17 protein-coding genes are annotated in these 15455 nt (G+C 58.8%); 5 read left to right on the forward strand and 12 right to left on the reverse strand.

The genetic code is table 11. The features are described from left to right. Positions 1–48: 48 nt before the first annotated feature. The 7 genes from RNA01_RS12665 to RNA01_RS12695 form a co-directional block, all read right to left on the reverse strand. Positions 49–1695: an acyl-CoA synthetase gene (locus RNA01_RS12665; protein WP_147180576.1), complete on the reverse strand. Its 1647-nt coding sequence runs from the start codon at positions 1693–1695 to the stop codon at positions 49–51. Between the two features lie 190 nt (positions 1696–1885). Next, positions 1886–3004 (reverse strand): branched-chain amino acid ABC transporter substrate-binding protein, encoded by a 1119-nt coding sequence (locus RNA01_RS12670; RefSeq protein WP_147180577.1) that lies wholly within the window; start codon positions 3002–3004, stop codon positions 1886–1888. A 141-nt stretch (positions 3005–3145) separates the two neighbouring features. Beyond that, entirely contained in the window at positions 3146–3499 is a 354-nt protein-coding gene (locus RNA01_RS12675) for a DUF6867 family protein (RefSeq protein ID WP_147180578.1), read from the reverse strand. Between the two features lie 20 nt (positions 3500–3519). Next, positions 3520–4248: an ABC transporter ATP-binding protein gene (locus RNA01_RS12680; protein WP_147180579.1), complete on the reverse strand. Its 729-nt coding sequence runs from the start codon at positions 4246–4248 to the stop codon at positions 3520–3522. Further along, a complete protein-coding gene (locus tag RNA01_RS12685; protein ID WP_147180580.1) occupies positions 4248–5120 on the reverse strand; it encodes an ABC transporter ATP-binding protein in 873 nt (290 codons plus the stop codon). The genes RNA01_RS12680 and RNA01_RS12685 overlap by 1 nt, the downstream gene beginning before the upstream one ends. Further along, positions 5120–6517: a high-affinity branched-chain amino acid ABC transporter permease LivM gene (gene livM / locus RNA01_RS12690; RefSeq protein ID WP_147180581.1), complete on the reverse strand. Its 1398-nt coding sequence runs from the start codon at positions 6515–6517 to the stop codon at positions 5120–5122. The genes RNA01_RS12685 and livM overlap by 1 nt, the downstream gene beginning before the upstream one ends. Before the next feature lie 4 nt (positions 6518–6521). Further along, positions 6522–7424: a branched-chain amino acid ABC transporter permease gene (locus tag RNA01_RS12695; RefSeq protein WP_147180582.1), complete on the reverse strand. Its 903-nt coding sequence runs from the start codon at positions 7422–7424 to the stop codon at positions 6522–6524. Positions 7425–8191: 767 nt separating this feature from the next. Here RNA01_RS12695 and RNA01_RS12700 point away from each other — a divergent pair. Beyond that, positions 8192–9217 (forward strand): DUF2793 domain-containing protein, encoded by a 1026-nt coding sequence (locus tag RNA01_RS12700; RefSeq protein WP_147180583.1) that lies wholly within the window; start codon positions 8192–8194, stop codon positions 9215–9217. A gap of 61 nt (positions 9218–9278) precedes the next feature. Here RNA01_RS12700 and RNA01_RS12705 read toward each other — a convergent pair whose 3' ends face one another. Continuing rightward, on the reverse strand, positions 9279–10010 hold the full coding sequence (locus RNA01_RS12705) for a helix-turn-helix transcriptional regulator (protein ID WP_170253442.1): 732 nt from the start codon (positions 10008–10010) through the stop codon (positions 9279–9281). Between the two features lie 417 nt (positions 10011–10427). On the opposite strand from RNA01_RS12705, the gene sciP reads away from it, so the two are divergent. Beyond that, positions 10428–10703, forward strand: a complete 276-nt coding sequence (gene sciP / locus RNA01_RS12710) for a CtrA inhibitor SciP (protein WP_147180585.1) — start codon at positions 10428–10430, stop codon at positions 10701–10703. Between the two features lie 82 nt (positions 10704–10785). On the opposite strand, the gene RNA01_RS12715 is transcribed toward sciP, so the two are convergent. Beyond that, the gene (locus RNA01_RS12715) at positions 10786–11244 is read right to left on the reverse strand and encodes a paraquat-inducible protein A (RefSeq protein WP_147180586.1); all 459 of its coding nucleotides are present in this window, start codon (positions 11242–11244) and stop codon (positions 10786–10788) included. Positions 11245–11357: 113 nt separating this feature from the next. Here RNA01_RS12715 and RNA01_RS12720 point away from each other — a divergent pair, with 113 nt between their 5' ends. Then, a complete protein-coding gene (locus tag RNA01_RS12720; RefSeq protein WP_147180587.1) occupies positions 11358–11645 on the forward strand; it encodes a GNAT family N-acetyltransferase in 288 nt (95 codons plus the stop codon). 114 nt (positions 11646–11759) lie between these two features. Here RNA01_RS12720 and RNA01_RS12725 read toward each other — a convergent pair whose 3' ends face one another. Then, positions 11760–12110, reverse strand: a complete 351-nt coding sequence (locus RNA01_RS12725) for a flagellar export protein FliJ (RefSeq protein ID WP_147180588.1) — start codon at positions 12108–12110, stop codon at positions 11760–11762. A gap of 444 nt (positions 12111–12554) precedes the next feature. On the opposite strand from RNA01_RS12725, the gene ctrA reads away from it, so the two are divergent. Beyond that, positions 12555–13256: a response regulator transcription factor CtrA gene (gene ctrA, locus RNA01_RS12730; protein WP_075639712.1), complete on the forward strand. Its 702-nt coding sequence runs from the start codon at positions 12555–12557 to the stop codon at positions 13254–13256. Between the two features lie 166 nt (positions 13257–13422). Here ctrA and RNA01_RS12735 read toward each other — a convergent pair whose 3' ends face one another. Both RNA01_RS12735 and chpT read right to left on the reverse strand, forming a co-directional pair. After that, positions 13423–13785 (reverse strand): response regulator, encoded by a 363-nt coding sequence (locus RNA01_RS12735; RefSeq protein WP_147180589.1) that lies wholly within the window; start codon positions 13783–13785, stop codon positions 13423–13425. A gap of 172 nt (positions 13786–13957) precedes the next feature. After that, complete coding sequence (gene chpT, locus RNA01_RS12740; protein ID WP_147180590.1) at positions 13958–14608, reverse strand: histidine phosphotransferase ChpT; 651 nt, start codon at positions 14606–14608, stop codon at positions 13958–13960. 187 nt (positions 14609–14795) lie between these two features. Here chpT and RNA01_RS12745 point away from each other — a divergent pair, with 187 nt between their 5' ends. Next, on the forward strand, positions 14796–15386 hold the full coding sequence (locus RNA01_RS12745) for a DUF1134 domain-containing protein (RefSeq protein ID WP_147180591.1): 591 nt from the start codon (positions 14796–14798) through the stop codon (positions 15384–15386). Positions 15387–15455 lie beyond the last annotated feature (69 nt).

Here is a 15455-nt window from a genome sequence, read left to right on the forward strand (position 1 = left end):
GCGCCGGCCGCCGCTATTCGCGCATCGGCCGGCGCCCATCGTAGGCTGTCAGAGCGCCTTGGCCTTCTCGCGCAATACGTATTTCTGGATCTTGCCCGTCGAGGTCTTGGGCAGAGGTCCGAACACAACGGTCTTCGGTGCCTTGAAGTGCGCCATGTTGGCGCGGCAGAAGGCGATCAAATCCCGCTCCGTCACCGTCGCCCCGGCCTTCAGGTCGATGAAGGCGCACGGTGTCTCGCCCCACTTCTCGTCCGGCCGCGCGACAATCGCCGCCTCCATGACGGCCGGATGGCGATAGAGTACGCCCTCGACCTCGATTGACGAGATGTTCTCACCGCCGGAGATGATGATGTCCTTGGAGCGGTCCTTGATCTCGATATAGCCGTCCGCATGGCAGACCGCGAGGTCGCCGGAATGGAACCATCCGCCGGCAAACGCCTTGGCAGAGGAGGACGGGTTCTTGAGATAGCCGCGCATGACATTATTGCCACGGAAGAAGATCTCTCCCATCGTCTCACCGTCGCTGGGCACAGGTTCAAGCGTCTCAGGGTCGCCGACCATCAGGCCGTCGAGCACCGAATAACGCACGCCCTGGCGAGCCTTGAGTCGGGCCTTCTCGGAAATACCGAGCGCGTTCCACTCGTCATGCCAGGCGCAAACGACAGCCGGTCCATAGGTCTCGGTCAGACCGTAGGCATGGGTGACGTCGAAACCGAGAGCCTCCATCGATTCGATCACCGCAGCCGGCGGCGCCGCACCCGCAGTCATCACACTGACCTTGTGCTCGATGCCCATCTTCAATTCGTCTGGCGCGTGAGCGATAAGGTTGAGGATGATCGGCGCCCCGCAGAAATGCGTCACTCCCTCGCTTTTGATCAATTCGTAGATCGGCTCGACGCGCACGGCACGCAGGCACACGGAAACGCCGGCGGCGGCGGCGATGGTCCAGGGGAAGCACCAGCCATTGCAATGGAACATCGGTAGGGTCCAGAGATAGACCGGGTGGTTGGCCATGTTCCAGGTGAGGATGTTGCCGATGGCATTCAGATAGGCACCGCGGTGATGGTAGACGACCCCCTTCGGATCGCCGGTCGTGCCAGACGTGTAGTTCAGGCTGATCGCGTCCCATTCGTCCGCCGGCCGCTCCCACTCGAAGTCGGCATTGCCGCCCGCGAGCAATTCGTCATAGGTCAGGGCCCCGACGCGGTGCCCGCCCTCGAAACTCGGATCAACGATATCGATCATCTCGATCGGCCGGCCGGCGATGTGTACCGCCCGCTCGGCCACGTCGGCGAATTCCGGATCGACGATCAGCATGCGGGCTTCACCATGATTGAGGATGAAGCCGATCGCCTCGGCGTCGAGCCGAGTGTTGATGGCATTCAATACCGCGCCGACCATCGGCACAGCGAAGTGGCACTCGAACATTTCCGGAATATTGGCCGCGATCACCGCCACTGTGTCACCCTTGCCGATACCACGCGCGGCCAGCGCACTGGCCAGACGGCGGACACGATCATAGGTCTGTGCCCAGTTGCGGCGGATCTCACCATAAACGACCGCCGGTCGCCGAGGATAGACGGCTGCGGCACGCTCGATGAAGCTCAACGGCGTCATCTGGGAAAAGTTTGCGATGTTCCTGTCCAGTTCGCGATCGTAAATTCCATCGCCGGGCGTGGTTGCGGTGCCGTGCATTTCGAATGTTCCTCCCACTCTCACTAGAGGAAGGCAGTATTACCGAAACGGTCCCGACCGCAATCTCATAATTCCGCACCTGCGACGAAGGACGAATGTAAAAGTCCATCGTGAAAAACAGATGGCCCGGTACAAGACCGGGCCATCCTCAGCATTTCAAGCCGTCAGGTCGGATTTCCGACCCGCACGATTATTTGTTCTGCAGGTAGGTGTACTTGCCGTCGGCACCCTTCTGCCAGGTGTACATGACGTAGTCCGGACGGGTGATGTCGCCCTTGGCGTCGAAGCCGAGCTCACCGATAACGGTCGTGTACGGACCCTTTTCCTTCAGCGCGGTGGCAACGGCTTCCGGATCATTGGAACCGGCGGCCTTGGCGGCGTCGGCAATAACCTGGAGAGCTGCGTAGGAGTACAGCGTGTAGGCTTCCGGCTCGAAGCCAGCGTCGCGGAACTTCTTGACGGCGTCGGCAGCGTTCGGGTTCAAGCGCGGATCCGGCGGGAAGGTCATCAGGGTGCCGTTGACTGCGTCGCCAGCGATCGAAGCCAGTTCGTTCGAGGTGATACCGTCGCCCGACATCATCACGGCCTTGAGACCGCCGTCAGCCATCTGGCGCAGAATCAGGCCAGCTTCGGTGTGCAGACCGCCGAAGTAGACAACGGTTACGCCGGCTTCCTTCATCTTGGAGATCAGGGCCGAGTAGTCCTTGTCGCCGGCGGTGATGCCTTCGTACATGACTTCGGTGACGCCGAGCGCGTTCATCGCCTTCTTGGTTTCGTCAGCAAGACCCTGGCCGTACGGGGTTTTGTCGTGAATGACGGCAACCTTGCCATCCTTGAAGTTGTCAAAGATGTACTTGCCGGCAACCGCACCCTGCTGGTCGTCACGACCGCAGACGCGGAAGGTGTTCCACATGCCGCGCTCGGTGAAGACCGGGTTCGTTGCAGCCGGGGTCACTTCGAGCATGCCGTTTTCGGCGTATACTTCCGAAGCCGGGATCGAGACGCCCGAGTTGAAGTGACCAACAACAAACTTGACGCCGTCAGCAGCAAATTTGTTGGCAACCGAAACACCCTGCTTGGCGTCGGAAACGTCGTCGCCGAGGACGATCTTGACCATTTCACCGTTGATGCCACCAGCTGCGTTGATGTCGGCAGCAGCCTGTTCAGCACCCTTCTGAAGCTGAGCACCGAAAGCGGCGTTCGGGCCGGTCATCGGACCGCCAACGCCGACCAGCAGGTCAGCCCAGGCATTGCCGCTGAAGGCAACCATTGCCGTCAGCGCCACGGCCGAAAGAAGAGACTTCTTCATATTGTTACTCCCAATTTCTTGAGTGGGTTAGGTTTCGAAAAACCCGGCACAATACCCACCATGACTGCACCGGAAAAGCTGTTCCACTCTTTTGAAAGCTCATGCTCTTATTGCCAGTCTGCGACAATAAAAACGCGGCTGTCAATCTTTCTTCTTCCACGAGAAGACCGAAGTCCGCTCGTATAGCCAATAGTAGTTATCGACCATCTGGGTTGTCCGCCGCGACCGAAAACCGGCCGTGGAAAACACAAGCAAAACCAGCACATCGATGCCGTAAAGCAGCGGGCTGATCATAGGTCCCTGGAACAGCGCGAAATGTAGGAAGCGCATCACAACGCCGAGCAGGAGGGTGTAAATCACGACCGTCGCGTAGCCCTGCCACCCCTCGGCTGTCGCCCTGCCGGCCCGCCAGGCGGTCCAGAAACCCAGGAGAAGGACCAGGACGCGCAGAACGTAGCGGACACCGGTATCGCTTTCGAAAAACAAGCCTTGCATAGTTTATTCCCCCTGCCCGCTCAGTGGTGGCCGCCTTCGAGATAGGCCGCACGAACCTGCGGATCGGCGAGCAGTTCCTTGCCGGTTCCGCTCATGGTGACCAAGCCGTTGACCATGACATAGGCACGGTCGGAGAGTTTCAGCGCCGCGAACGCATTCTGCTCGACGAGAAAGACGGTCAGCCCCTCTTCCTTGTTGAGCTTCTTGATCGATTCAAAGATGCCCTTGACGATCAATGGTGCGAGACCGAGCGACGGCTCGTCGAGAAGCAGCAACTTCGGACGGGACATCAGCGCGCGGCCGATGGAGAGCATCTGCTGTTCGCCGCCGGAAAGCGTGCCGCCTCGCTGGCTCTGGCGCTCTTTCAGACGCGGGAAGAGCGTAAAGATCTTCTCCACATCCTCATTGAAATATTTCAGGTTGTCGAGACCGGCACCCATCTGGAGGTTTTCCATGACCGTCATGCGCGGGAAGATACGACGACCTTCCGGCGACTGCGCGATGCGGCGGCGTGCGATCAGGTGCGTCGGCATCTTGGTGATGTCGGTCCCATCGAAGGTGATCGTTCCGGCACGCGCCTGCGGGCTGCCGCAGATCGTCATCATCAGCGTCGACTTGCCGGCGCCGTTGGCACCGATCAGACTGACGATCTCGCCCTGGCGAACCTCGACATCCACACCACCGAGGGCGCGGATGTTGCCGTAATAGGTTTCAACACCCTGTACCTTGAGAAGCGGTTCAGAAGACATCAGTTCTTCCCTCCCGAAACGGCTTCGACTTCATGGATCGCATCGTCCAATTCTTCGTCCTCGACACCCAGATAGGCGGCAATCACCTTCGGGTCATTCTTCACATGATCCGGCGTGCCGTCGGAGATCTTCTGCCCGTATTCAAGCACGACGACGTGGTCGGAAATTTCCATGACGACGGACATGTCGTGCTCGATCAGAAGCAGCGAGGTCCCCTCATCGCGAATGCTGCGCAAAAGCGTATTGAGCGCCAACGATTCCTTCGGATTGAGGCCGGCCGCCGGTTCATCGAGGCAAAGCAGTTCAGGTCCGGTGCACATGGCACGGGCAATTTCCAGGCGCCGCTGCGCACCGTAGGGAAGATCACCAGCCGGGTCGTCGGCACGATCGATAAGATCGGCCTTTTCGAGCCAGTATTTTGCCTTCTCGATCGCCGCTTCAGCCGCGCGCTTGTAGGCGGGCAGGCCGAGAAGACCGAGAATGGTGTAGCCCGAAGCCTTCATAAGCGCGTTGTGCTGCGCGACCAGAAGGTTTTCCAGGACGGTCAGACCCGAGAACAGCCGAATGTTCTGGAAAGTACGGGCGACCTTCGCCTTCTTGGTGATCTCGAAGTCGGGCAAGCGCTCCAGCAGATGCTGTCTGCCATTCTTCTGGAACATGGTGATCATACCCATCGTCGGCTTGTAAAAGCCGGTGATGCAGTTGAACACCGTGGTCTTGCCAGCGCCGTTCGGCCCGATCAACGCGGTGATTTCCCCGCGCTTGGCTTCGAACGAGAAGTCGTTGATGGCCATGAGCCCGCCGAACTTCATCGAGAGATGTTCGACCTTGAGGAGCGTGTCGTTCGTCATCGTATTGTTTCCGGAAGTCATCAGCCGTGACCTTCCTTGGTAAAGCTTCCCGAGACAGCCTTGCTCTCCTTGAGGAAGGCTGTCGGTTGACGCGTGCCGACGAAACCGCGCGGCTTGAACAGCATGACCACGACCATGGCAAGGCCGAACAGCAGCATGCGGTAGAGTTCCGGCGTGAAGTCAGGCCCGAAGACAACCTTCAGGAACTCCATTTCGCGCAGCAGTTCCGTACCACCGACCATGACCATCGCAGCGATCGCGATACCGGTCAGCGACCCCATGCCGCCGAGAACGACGATGGCGAGGATAACGGCCGATTCCAGGAAGACGAAGCTCTCCGGCGAAACGAAGCCCTGGCGGGCGGCGAAGAAGGAGCCGGCAAAGCCACCGAACATCGCACCGATGGCAAAGGCCGTCAGCTTGGTCGTCACGGTGTTGATGCCGAGCGAACGACAGGCAATCTCGTCTTCACGCAGCGCTTCCCAGGCGCGACCGATCGGCATACGACGCAGGCGGATCGTCACATAGGCGGTGAGCAGGCACAGCGCCAGGATGAGATAGAAGAGGAAGATCTTGTAATAGCCGGAGGACATCGGTAGGTCGAACATCTTGGCGAAGCCGTTTGGCGAGGCGTCGAACTTGATGCCGAACAGCGTCGCCTTCGGAATGCCGGAAATGCCGAAGGTGCCCTTGGTGACGTCGGTCCAGTTGATCAATACGAGGCGGATGATTTCCCCGAAAGCCAGCGTCACGATCGCCAGGTAGTCGCCGCGCAGTCGCAGCACCGGGAAGCCGAGGATAATGCCCCAGAAAGCGGCCAGAATACCCGACAGCGGCAGGAGCACCCAGAAGGACAGGCCGAACTGCTGGGACAGCAGCGCATAGGAATAGGCGCCAACCGCATAGAAGGCGACATAACCGAGGTCGAGCAGACCGGCGAGGCCGACGACAATGTTCAACCCCCAGGCAAGCATGACATAGATCAGGATCTGGATGCCGAAATTGTCGACATATTTCAGCGCGCCTTGCATGCCAGTGAGCGCAACGATCACCGGCGGATAGAGGAACAGCGCCACCAGGGCGATCTTCAGGAAGTGCCTGTGAAAGAACGAGAGCTTGGCCTCGATCTCATGCACTGGCACCTGAGCCTGGGCCTGACGCTCCCTCCGCTGATGTTTCCACGGATGGTAGAAACCGACGATCAGGAAGCGGCCGACGGCGGCGACGGCGACGAAGATCGCCAGCAATCCCCAGCGCGGATACCAGACCAGCTCATTGCTCATGTTCTGGTCGGTCTTGATGCCGACATAGAGAATGAACAGGCCGAGCGACACGACGCCGGCAAAGACGCCTTCCTTGAGCGCACGCGCAAGGGTACCGGATTGAGACGTGCCGGCCACGTTTGCAGAATTCGTCATGGGATCAGACCTTCTCGACTTCCGGTCGACCAAGAATACCGGTCGGCTTGAAGATCAGCACGAAAGCCAGGAGACCGAAGGTCGCGACATCCTTGTAGGCGATGCTGAAATAGGCCGACCATAGCGACTCGATGAGACCGATCAGCAAGCCGCCGAGGACCGCGCCTGGCAGCGAACCGATACCGCCGAGGACCGCGGCGGTGAACGCCTTGACGCCCGGGATGAAACCGTCGTTGAACGAAGCAACACCATAATACATCAGGTACATCGTGCCTGCGACGGCAGCGAGCGCCGCGCCCATCACGAAGGTGATGGAGATGGTCTTGTCGACGTCGACCCCAAGAAGCGCCGCCATCTTGCGGTCCTGCTCAGTGGCGCGCTGAGCGCGGCCCAACGGCGTCTTGTTGACGATGTACCAGAAGGCGGCGAGCAGCACCGAGGTGATAACGACGATCAGGATCTGCTTCAGCGAGATCGTGATCGAACCGAGATGGAAGACATCGTTGACCAGAGCCGGAATCGGCTTGTTGCGCGGACCCTGCGTAACCTGGATGAAGTTCGAAAGGGCGATCGACATACCGATTGCCGTGATCAGCGGCGCAAGGCGGAAAGACCCGCGCAGTGGCCGATAGGCGACGCGTTCGATCGTCCAGTTCCACAACCCAGTCATCAGCATTGCGATGATCAACATGATCAGCAATGCCAAAGCCACCGGAATGCCGGCAAAAAACGAAGTGAGAACAAGGTAGACGATGAGAGCGGCGAAGCCGCCGAGCATGAAAATGTCGCCATGGGCGAAGTTGATCATGCCGATGATGCCGTAAACCATCGTATAGCCGATTGCCACCAGGCCATAGATGGATCCAAGAGTCAGCCCGTTGATGAGCTGCTGGATAAAGTACTCCATTACCAATCCCCCGGGCGCGAGCTTAAGTTGCGCGTCCCTTTTTATGTTGTCCCCTAACGGGGTTCTTAACATGCCCAGATTTGATAGCGTTTTCGACAAAAATGTGAAGTCCAAAAACTAGGCAGCGCGCATTTTATCGCCAATCACGCGCAATTTGGTTTTTTATTCGGCATATTAACCAAAAATACGGCACAAACTGCCGATTTTTTAGAGTGCACCGTGTTTTTCACTGTTGGGAATTTGCCTTCATTTGGGCTTTTTTCCGCCCACATCTCAATGAACGCATAAACGCTCTGCAACCAGCGAGAAAGCATCGCCAGCCCCGAAATGCCGGACTTTGTGCCAGCATAGCCGCCAAACCACCGACAGGCTAATCACAAAGCGACACCACGAGATACTGAATCCGTCGCAGGCGTTCGATGGGAGCGGCTCAGGCTTCGGCGTCGCGACGGCCCCGATCAGACAGCCGACCTGTCGGCCAGACAGGATCACGTATAGGATCAAACGCTGATCGCCGACGAAGCCGTCGCCCGACGGTTCGCGCCAGCGTCACTTCCAAGCCATGAACAAACAGCCAGACGCGCGCGTGCGCCACCTGGCCATTCGCCTCATAAACACGCGACAGCGTTCGGTGCAGTGCCGGAAAACGGGGAAATAGATCGAGGAAAGGCCAATCTTTTCAAGGCTCCGCCCCGCAAATGTCCCCATAGCCGAATTTGTCGGCGAGACTTGTCCGCATCGAACCCGTCGAAGCGGAGAACAAGGCCATGTCGGATACCACCGTAAATCTCGCCCTGCCCTACATCAAACCGGCCCAGGCACAGAAACACGTCACCCACAATGAAGCCTTGCAGGCCCTTGATGCGGCTGTCCAGCTGGTGCTTGCGGCACGCCTCACCGCACCACCCGCCTCACCGGCCGAGGGCCAGTGTTTCTGGATCTTGCCGGGCGCGACGGAGGACTGGGCCGGCCGCGAGGGCCGCCTGGCCGTTCGGCAGGATGGCGCCTGGATCTTCATTGCGCCGCGCACCGGCTGGCTTTGCTACGATCGCACCGATCAGAGATTGAAGGTCTTCACCGGACCGGAATGGACAGACATCCCCCTGCCCGCGCAACCGCAAGTGTCGGCCCTCGGTATCGCCATGACACCCAACGCGACCAATCGCCTTGCCGTGTCGGCCCCAGCCAGCCTCTTCACCCATGCCGGCACCGACCATCGGCTGAAGATCAACAAGGCAACCGCCTCGGACACGGCATCCCTCTTGTTCCAGTCGGACTGGCAGGGCAAGGCGGAGCTGGGTCTCGCCGGCGACGACCGCTTCGCCATCAAGGTCAGCGGCGACGGCGGGCTTTGGACGACGGCGCTGGCGATTACGCCGGAGGGCCGAGTGCTGATGGACCAACGCCCAAGGGTACGAGCTGCACGGACATCAGGCAGCCTCTCGCCGGCAGCCGGTCTGCTGACAGGCTTTGACGATCTCTTTTTCGTGGGCGGGGGATTTTCGCTCGGCGCGGCATTGGCGTCCGGCCACGGACATGAACTGGTGGTGCCAGCGGCAGGAACCTACCTCCTCGCGCTTAATGTCAGGGCACAGACGTCATCGGGCCATGGCGTGACGCTTCAGGCGAACGGAACAAGCGATATTGCTGCGGTGAACGGCGCGGCCGGCACGCAATCGGCAACCGCCATAGCCTCGCTTGCTCAAGGCGACGTTCTCACCCTTGCTCATTCAGGAACCGCGCAATTGCTGTTCGGCTATGGTCACACGGAGATCAACGTCGTGATGCTTTAGCACTGCCCTTTGGAAGCGAGAGATTCGCCCGCGTCCCAGCAAAAGGAAAGCCGCCAGCCCATCAGAGCAAGCGGAAACGGCAGGCGCGGGCAACCGCCTGCATGCGGTTGACCGAGTCGAGCTTGCGCATCGCGCTCTTCAGATAGCTGACGACGGTATGACTCGAGATCGAAAGGATGATAGCGATCTCGTCGCTGCTCTTGCCGGCGGCCGACCAGCGCAGGCACTCGATCTCACGCGCCGACAGCTTCTCGCGCGGCCCGTCCTTCTGGGCGATCAGGCTCGAGCAATTGTCCAGCAATTCAACGCTTTCGAGATAGAGATCGGCGATCTCCGATCGCTCCAACGCCGCCCGCTGGCCGGAAAAGACGAACAGATAATGTGCAAGGCTGCAATCATGGACGGCGTAAGCGAGACTGGAGCTCATGCCGCGATCCTCGAAGGCGCCGGCGAGGCTTCGCTGAGCATCCCGGTCCCGGCCATCGACGAAAACGCACTCGCTGGCCTGGAAGGGCACAATGCTCTGCTTCAGGCGCTGAACCAGGAGGCTCGCCGAAAACTGGTCCTCCAGCCGATAACGCTCCCGCAATTCGGCCGGCCAGTTGCAAAACAAGATGTTCGCTGCGAATTCCGGCTTGTCAGCCTTCGGGAAGGTGGAAACAAGAACATGGTCGAAGCCAAAACGCTGCCCCAGCGCGACATATTGCCGGCCGATCGGGCAAATGCCCTCCTCATCAAGGGGCAAACCCGAGGCACCATGGCCTTCATCCTGACAAAGGATCGACTCGGTCATCCTGAACATTTAGCTCCTTTCGGCCGAATTCGTCCGGCCGCATATTCGATTCACGCATCGAACGAACATTAACTGAACGGTAGAGAACGGAACTGGTGCCGATCTTTCGGTCCCGCCCGGACCGCGTCAAATTCGTGCGCCCTGAGCTTACAGCGCCGAGACATAGCCATACGAATTATAGCTGGCTGGCTTCTACTACATTTTCATTCCTAGAAAATTTCTAAATCAGCATAACTCCTATGCAGTTGCCACAAGTTTACGCAGCGGCAGGCAAGATTCTTGCGCCGTCTCCCGCCCTTGCCCCCCTCAGGCCGATCGCGAAAATAATTATCAAATGCTTACAATGCGCTTAGGCAAATTTTAAAGGTGGCCCGCTAGGATGCCCTCGAGTGGTCTTGAGTATGTGTAGAGAGTCCAATGACCGAAATGATCCGCCCCAGAGTTAAATATGTCATCGGTCCTGATGGCAGCCCGCTGACCGTTGCCGATCTGCCGCCGGCCAATACACGCCGTTGGGTGATCCGTCGGAAAGCCGAGGTTGTCGCAGCGGTCCGCGGCGGTCTGCTGAGCCTGGAAGAGGCCTGCGAGCGCTACACCCTGACGGTTGAGGAGTTCCTCTCCTGGCAGTCGTCGATCAATGATCACGGACTGCCGGGCCTGCGCACCACGCGCATCCAGCAATACCGCCACTGACAAGGCGTCGGGCCGGCTTACGCCGCCCACTCCCAGATGGATTTTTCGTGCGCGCAGGACACGTTCCTTGCGCGCACGCTGTCTATTGAGACCGCCGCCGCTCCAGCAGATGATGCAGCAACCCGGCAAGCAGCGACGAGGCCGCGTAGAACCATAAGCCCGGCTGCGTAAAGGCCTCGGCCAGACCGCTGGTTTTGGCGGCAAAGATGACGATCGCCACTAACAGCACATCCATCATAGACCATTTCGACAGGATCGGGACCAGAAAGACCATAAGTCCCCTACGTGCTTGCGGACCGGGTGGCATGAAGGCCTCGGCCGTGAGCCCGACCATCTTGACGACCGGAAAAACGACAGACAGCAGGCCCACCACGGTCGCCAATCCTCCATTGCCGTCCCGCCAGAGCGCCGCGACGATCTCGATCAGCGACGGATTTTCAGTAAAAAAATAGAGTTTTTCAAACCGCACCAGCGGCAGAACGATCCCGAGTGCGAGCCACATGGGAGCCAACACCACCATCGCTGCGATAATCCAAACCATCCCCGTGGCCCTCACCCGAATCGCGGTCGCCTTCGCGACCTTACACGGCGCGTCATTGCCGCGAAAACCTGGGGATGTTACGTCAGATCCAAATCGAATGCGAAGGTGAACCGATGGAAATCAGCAAAGAGGAATCCGGCTCGGGCGGCCGATACTTGGGGCACATACTCCCCGACGACACACCAGCGATCATGACCTATTCGCGTGCCTCGCCACGACTGATCATCATTGATCATACGGAAGTACCCGACAATATGCGCGGCAAGGGCGCAGGTCAGGCTCTGGCGCTTCACGCAGTCGAAGACGCCCGGCGCGGTGGCTGGAAAATCATCCCGCTCTGCCCGTTTTTCAAGGCGCAGGCGCAGCGAAACCCGGAATGGCGCGACGTCATCCAATCATGACTCTGTCCGGCCGGAAAATTTCCGCCCGGACAGGTTTCGTCGAAACGGCTCAACGACGCCACGGATCCGCTCCGCGCCGCCGCTGGTCCCGTTCCGGTCTCTAGCGATCCCGGTTCAGGCCCGGATACGCATCTGACCATCACGCTCTTCGAGCGCTGACGCCTTGGCAAATTCAGCCTCGGCCTCCTCAAGCGAAAATTCGGCCGCTTCCTGCTGGACCTTCAACTCGCGGATCGACACTTGGAGATTGTCGGCCCGCTGGCGGGCCGCCTTGGCAAAAGTTGGATAGGCGAAATGGTTCGGATCAGAGATCCCGGACTTCTTCTCTTCGATGGCGATCTGGTTTTCCAGTTCCTTCGCCATTCGTTCGAACTCCGCCATCATTGACTGCAACTGTTGCAATTGCCGACGTTTTTCGGTGACCTGAAATCCTTTCAGGCGCACTAGGCTCTCACGCGACTTCATACGCAATACTCCTGTGATGCGAGACCTCCCGCCACACATACTGACAAAATGCCAAGACCGATTTCCCGACGAATCATTCTCGAAAAAAACGGCGGCGTTAACAAAAACCTACCTTTGGTAACCTTTCGTTTACGGGCATCGTTAATGATAGGTGAGATCATTTAAGGGTCAGTAAATGCCAGGGCCTTAAAAGGCCTATGACAATGATGAGTCAAATGAATCGGTTAGAGGGAATTTCTCGCATTCTGATTCAACTATGGCGATGCCGAAAACAGATGAAAAATCAGGAGACTGCTATCTTTGTTTAATAAATTCGATACACCTTGCCATAAGGAATCAGAATTTGTTAACCATTTGGTGGCAGCCTTCAAATCAGGCAACGACTGGATCCGTATCGCGTAGGGGGCCAAGTACGACCTGTCGGCGGCGGTAAAGGGGATAATTATGCGGGTTCTACTCATCGAAGACGATAGCGCCACGGCGCAGAGCATCGAGCTGATGCTTAAATCGGAAAGTTTCAACGTCTACACGACCGATCTTGGCGAAGAAGGCGTGGACCTTGGAAAACTCTACGACTACGACATCATTCTGCTCGACCTGAACCTGCCGGATATGTCCGGCTACGAAGTGCTGCGCACGCTGCGGCTTTCCAAGGTCAAGACACCTATCCTTATCCTCTCCGGTATGGCCGGCATCGAGGACAAGGTTCGCGGCCTCGGTTTCGGCGCTGACGACTACATGACCAAGCCGTTCCACAAAGATGAGCTGGTCGCGCGTATCCATGCCATCGTCCGTCGGTCAAAGGGCCATGCCCAGTCGATCATCATCACCGGCGAACTGATCGTGAACCTGGATGCCAAAACCGTCGAAGTCGGCGGCCAGCGCGTTCATCTGACCGGCAAGGAATACCAGATGCTGGAGCTGCTTTCGCTCCGCAAGGGTACGACTCTGACCAAGGAAATGTTCCTGAACCACCTTTATGGCGGCATGGACGAGCCTGAATTGAAGATCATCGACGTCTTCATCTGCAAGCTGCGCAAAAAGCTTGCCAATGCCGCAGGCGGCGAGAACTATATCGAGACGGTCTGGGGTCGCGGCTATGTGCTGCGTGAGCCGGACAGTGCCGAATACATGGAAACCGCCTGACACCCGCTCAGGCGCCTCCCCGCGCTGCATTCGACCTGCCCCTCACCCGGGCAGGTTTTTTGTTTTTGCATGGAGCCACCTTCCTCCTTCCATGGGGTTGCCCGACACAAAAACGCCCCGGCGGTGCGGGGCGTGTGATCGGTAACGCTGTGGGAGCAGAGCCTTGTCAGGCGGCGATCGCCTTATCGGTGAACATCTGCGTGAGGATCTTCCGATCGAACGGTTTCAGCAGGAAGTCGTTTGCTCCTGCACGCTTGCCGGCCATCATCGTCTTCAGGTCCGCCTCGACGACGCAATAATAGATCAGGACGCTCTTGCCTTCCGGCAGTGCGCGGATGTTGGCGATCAGGTCGATTGCGCCTTCGAGCCCGGCATCGACAATGATGATGTTCGGCAATTCCACTTCACAGCGCATCAGCGCTTCGCGAGCGGAAGCTGCCTCAAGCACCAGGAAGCCAATCTCAGAGAGAATCTTCTTGCCGACCTTGCGAACCACATCAGAACCGTCCGCGATCATCATGCGCTGCATCGTCAACTCCCGTGTCTCGCTCCATCCCCTCATGGATGTGCGGTACCTGACAGTGATGTTAGATGCTTTCAACTAATGAAACGTTACCGTGCCGGAGGGACAACAGGCGAAGTGAAGAAACACACCCCAGAGGGCGTGTCTCTCAACGGCACAGTGATAACGGCTCAAATGCTCAGGCGCTGCCCACGGTCTCGGCGGTGAAGACGATCTCGTCCTCGGTGACCGTATATTTCAGCTCCATGCCACATTCATCAGCCAACAGAACCGTATAGTAGGGCTGAATCGAATGGGCGTCGATCGCCTCCTCGTTCGCGCCGCTGCAAATCTCGGCGAACTTCGGCGGTACACGCATCATCCGCCCCTTGGCCGTGATCTTGAACTTGGCGTCGGTTTCCGGATCTTCCAGCGTGATGTCCAACTGGCCACCACGCGGGATGGCGCTATAGGCCACGAGGAACAGGTTGAGCAGCATCTTCACCCGGTTCTTGGCGATGATGGCACGCGGGCCGGTCCAGCTGACCTCCGTCTTCTTCTCGGCGGCGGCGAAGTCCTTGGCCGCCTTTTCGGCCTCGCCGGTGTCGATCGATGCGCCGACGGAACCGGAAGCGCCGAAGGCGAGGCGAGCGAACTTCAGTCGGACAGAGGCGTTGAGCGCGCTGGTACGGATCAGGTCCATCGCATCGGCATCTGCACCGCCCTCATCAAGCAGTTCCAGACCGTTGTTGATCGCGCCGACCGGCGAGATGACGTCATGGCAAACACGACTGCACAAAAGCGCGGCGAGGTCGGGACCGGCTAGGGTCAGGGTGGGATTTTTCGGCATCGGTCTCTCCTGAAGATCTGTCCCCACGGAAGGGCCGGATGCGCGTGACTTTGCGTCCGGTGTGGTCGGATTTCTCACGGCCATAATGACACCATATTTGGTAAACCGATTATTAATAGGATGCTCTCTAAATAGCTTTACCCGCATTGGAGATGCCAATTGCACCGAATACCGATGGAGGAGCCCCATGCGACTTTTGACAACCCGCGATTTCGCCGCCCTGCGGATGCTTATGGTAGCCACGCTTTTCACACTTTGCGGCCTTGCGCTGGCAACGCGCGAGGCGAATGCCCAAGGTGAATATAGCGCCCAGGAAATCATCGATGCCGGACACGGCTTCTTCGGCGAAACCAGCGGCGCGCTTGCCAAGGTGATCGAACAAGCCTTCCAGCAGCACGGCTTGCCGAACGGCTACATCCTGGGCCAGGAAGGGTCCGGCGCGTTTGTCGCCGGCCTCACCTATGGCGAAGGCCAGCTCAACACCAAGAACGCCGGCCAGCACGACGTCTTCTGGCAAGGCCCCTCGCTCGGCATCGATTATGGCGGCAACGGCACACGGGTGATGATGCTGGTCTATGACCTGCCGTCGGTCGACAGCCTCTTTACCCGCTATGGCGGCATCAGCGGCTCGGCCTATGTGGTTGCCGGCGTCGGCATGACCGTGATGAAGAGCCGGAATGTTGTGCTTGTACCTATTCGCACCGGCCTGGGCGCCCGCCTCGGCATCAATGTCGGCTATCTCAAGCTGACTCCCTCGCCGACCTGGAATCCCTTCTGACCCTGCGTTCGCGGGGCCACACCAGGTCGTGCCGTTCCAGTCGGGACGGAGAAATTCATCAACCGTACA

Source organism: Paenirhizobium naphthalenivorans, assembly GCF_007992095.1.
Lineage (GTDB): Bacteria > Pseudomonadota > Alphaproteobacteria > Rhizobiales > Rhizobiaceae > Allorhizobium > Allorhizobium naphthalenivorans.

What these genes read in the sequence shown, in the direction of transcription:
- RNA01_RS12665 (WP_147180576.1), bottom strand. Translation starts at nt 1,695, where the DNA reads ATGCACGGCACCGCAACCACGCCCGGCGATGGAATTTACGATCGCGAA.
- RNA01_RS12670 (WP_147180577.1), bottom strand. Translation starts at nt 3,004, where the DNA reads ATGAAGAAGTCTCTTCTTTCGGCCGTGGCGCTGACGGCAATGGTTGCC.
- RNA01_RS12675 (WP_147180578.1), bottom strand. Translation starts at nt 3,499, where the DNA reads ATGCAAGGCTTGTTTTTCGAAAGCGATACCGGTGTCCGCTACGTTCTG.
- RNA01_RS12680 (WP_147180579.1), bottom strand. Translation starts at nt 4,248, where the DNA reads ATGTCTTCTGAACCGCTTCTCAAGGTACAGGGTGTTGAAACCTATTAC.
- RNA01_RS12685 (WP_147180580.1), bottom strand. Translation starts at nt 5,120, where the DNA reads ATGACTTCCGGAAACAATACGATGACGAACGACACGCTCCTCAAGGTC.
- livM (WP_147180581.1), bottom strand. Translation starts at nt 6,517, where the DNA reads ATGACGAATTCTGCAAACGTGGCCGGCACGTCTCAATCCGGTACCCTT.
- RNA01_RS12695 (WP_147180582.1), bottom strand. Translation starts at nt 7,424, where the DNA reads ATGGAGTACTTTATCCAGCAGCTCATCAACGGGCTGACTCTTGGATCC.
- RNA01_RS12700 (WP_147180583.1), top strand. Translation starts at nt 8,192, where the DNA reads ATGTCGGATACCACCGTAAATCTCGCCCTGCCCTACATCAAACCGGCC.
- RNA01_RS12705 (WP_170253442.1), bottom strand. Translation starts at nt 10,010, where the DNA reads ATGACCGAGTCGATCCTTTGTCAGGATGAAGGCCATGGTGCCTCGGGT.
- sciP (WP_147180585.1), top strand. Translation starts at nt 10,428, where the DNA reads ATGACCGAAATGATCCGCCCCAGAGTTAAATATGTCATCGGTCCTGAT.
- RNA01_RS12715 (WP_147180586.1), bottom strand. Translation starts at nt 11,244, where the DNA reads ATGGTTTGGATTATCGCAGCGATGGTGGTGTTGGCTCCCATGTGGCTC.
- RNA01_RS12720 (WP_147180587.1), top strand. Translation starts at nt 11,358, where the DNA reads ATGGAAATCAGCAAAGAGGAATCCGGCTCGGGCGGCCGATACTTGGGG.
- RNA01_RS12725 (WP_147180588.1), bottom strand. Translation starts at nt 12,110, where the DNA reads ATGAAGTCGCGTGAGAGCCTAGTGCGCCTGAAAGGATTTCAGGTCACC.
- ctrA (WP_075639712.1), top strand. Translation starts at nt 12,555, where the DNA reads ATGCGGGTTCTACTCATCGAAGACGATAGCGCCACGGCGCAGAGCATC.
- RNA01_RS12735 (WP_147180589.1), bottom strand. Translation starts at nt 13,785, where the DNA reads ATGCAGCGCATGATGATCGCGGACGGTTCTGATGTGGTTCGCAAGGTC.
- chpT (WP_147180590.1), bottom strand. Translation starts at nt 14,608, where the DNA reads ATGCCGAAAAATCCCACCCTGACCCTAGCCGGTCCCGACCTCGCCGCG.
- RNA01_RS12745 (WP_147180591.1), top strand. Translation starts at nt 14,796, where the DNA reads ATGCGACTTTTGACAACCCGCGATTTCGCCGCCCTGCGGATGCTTATG.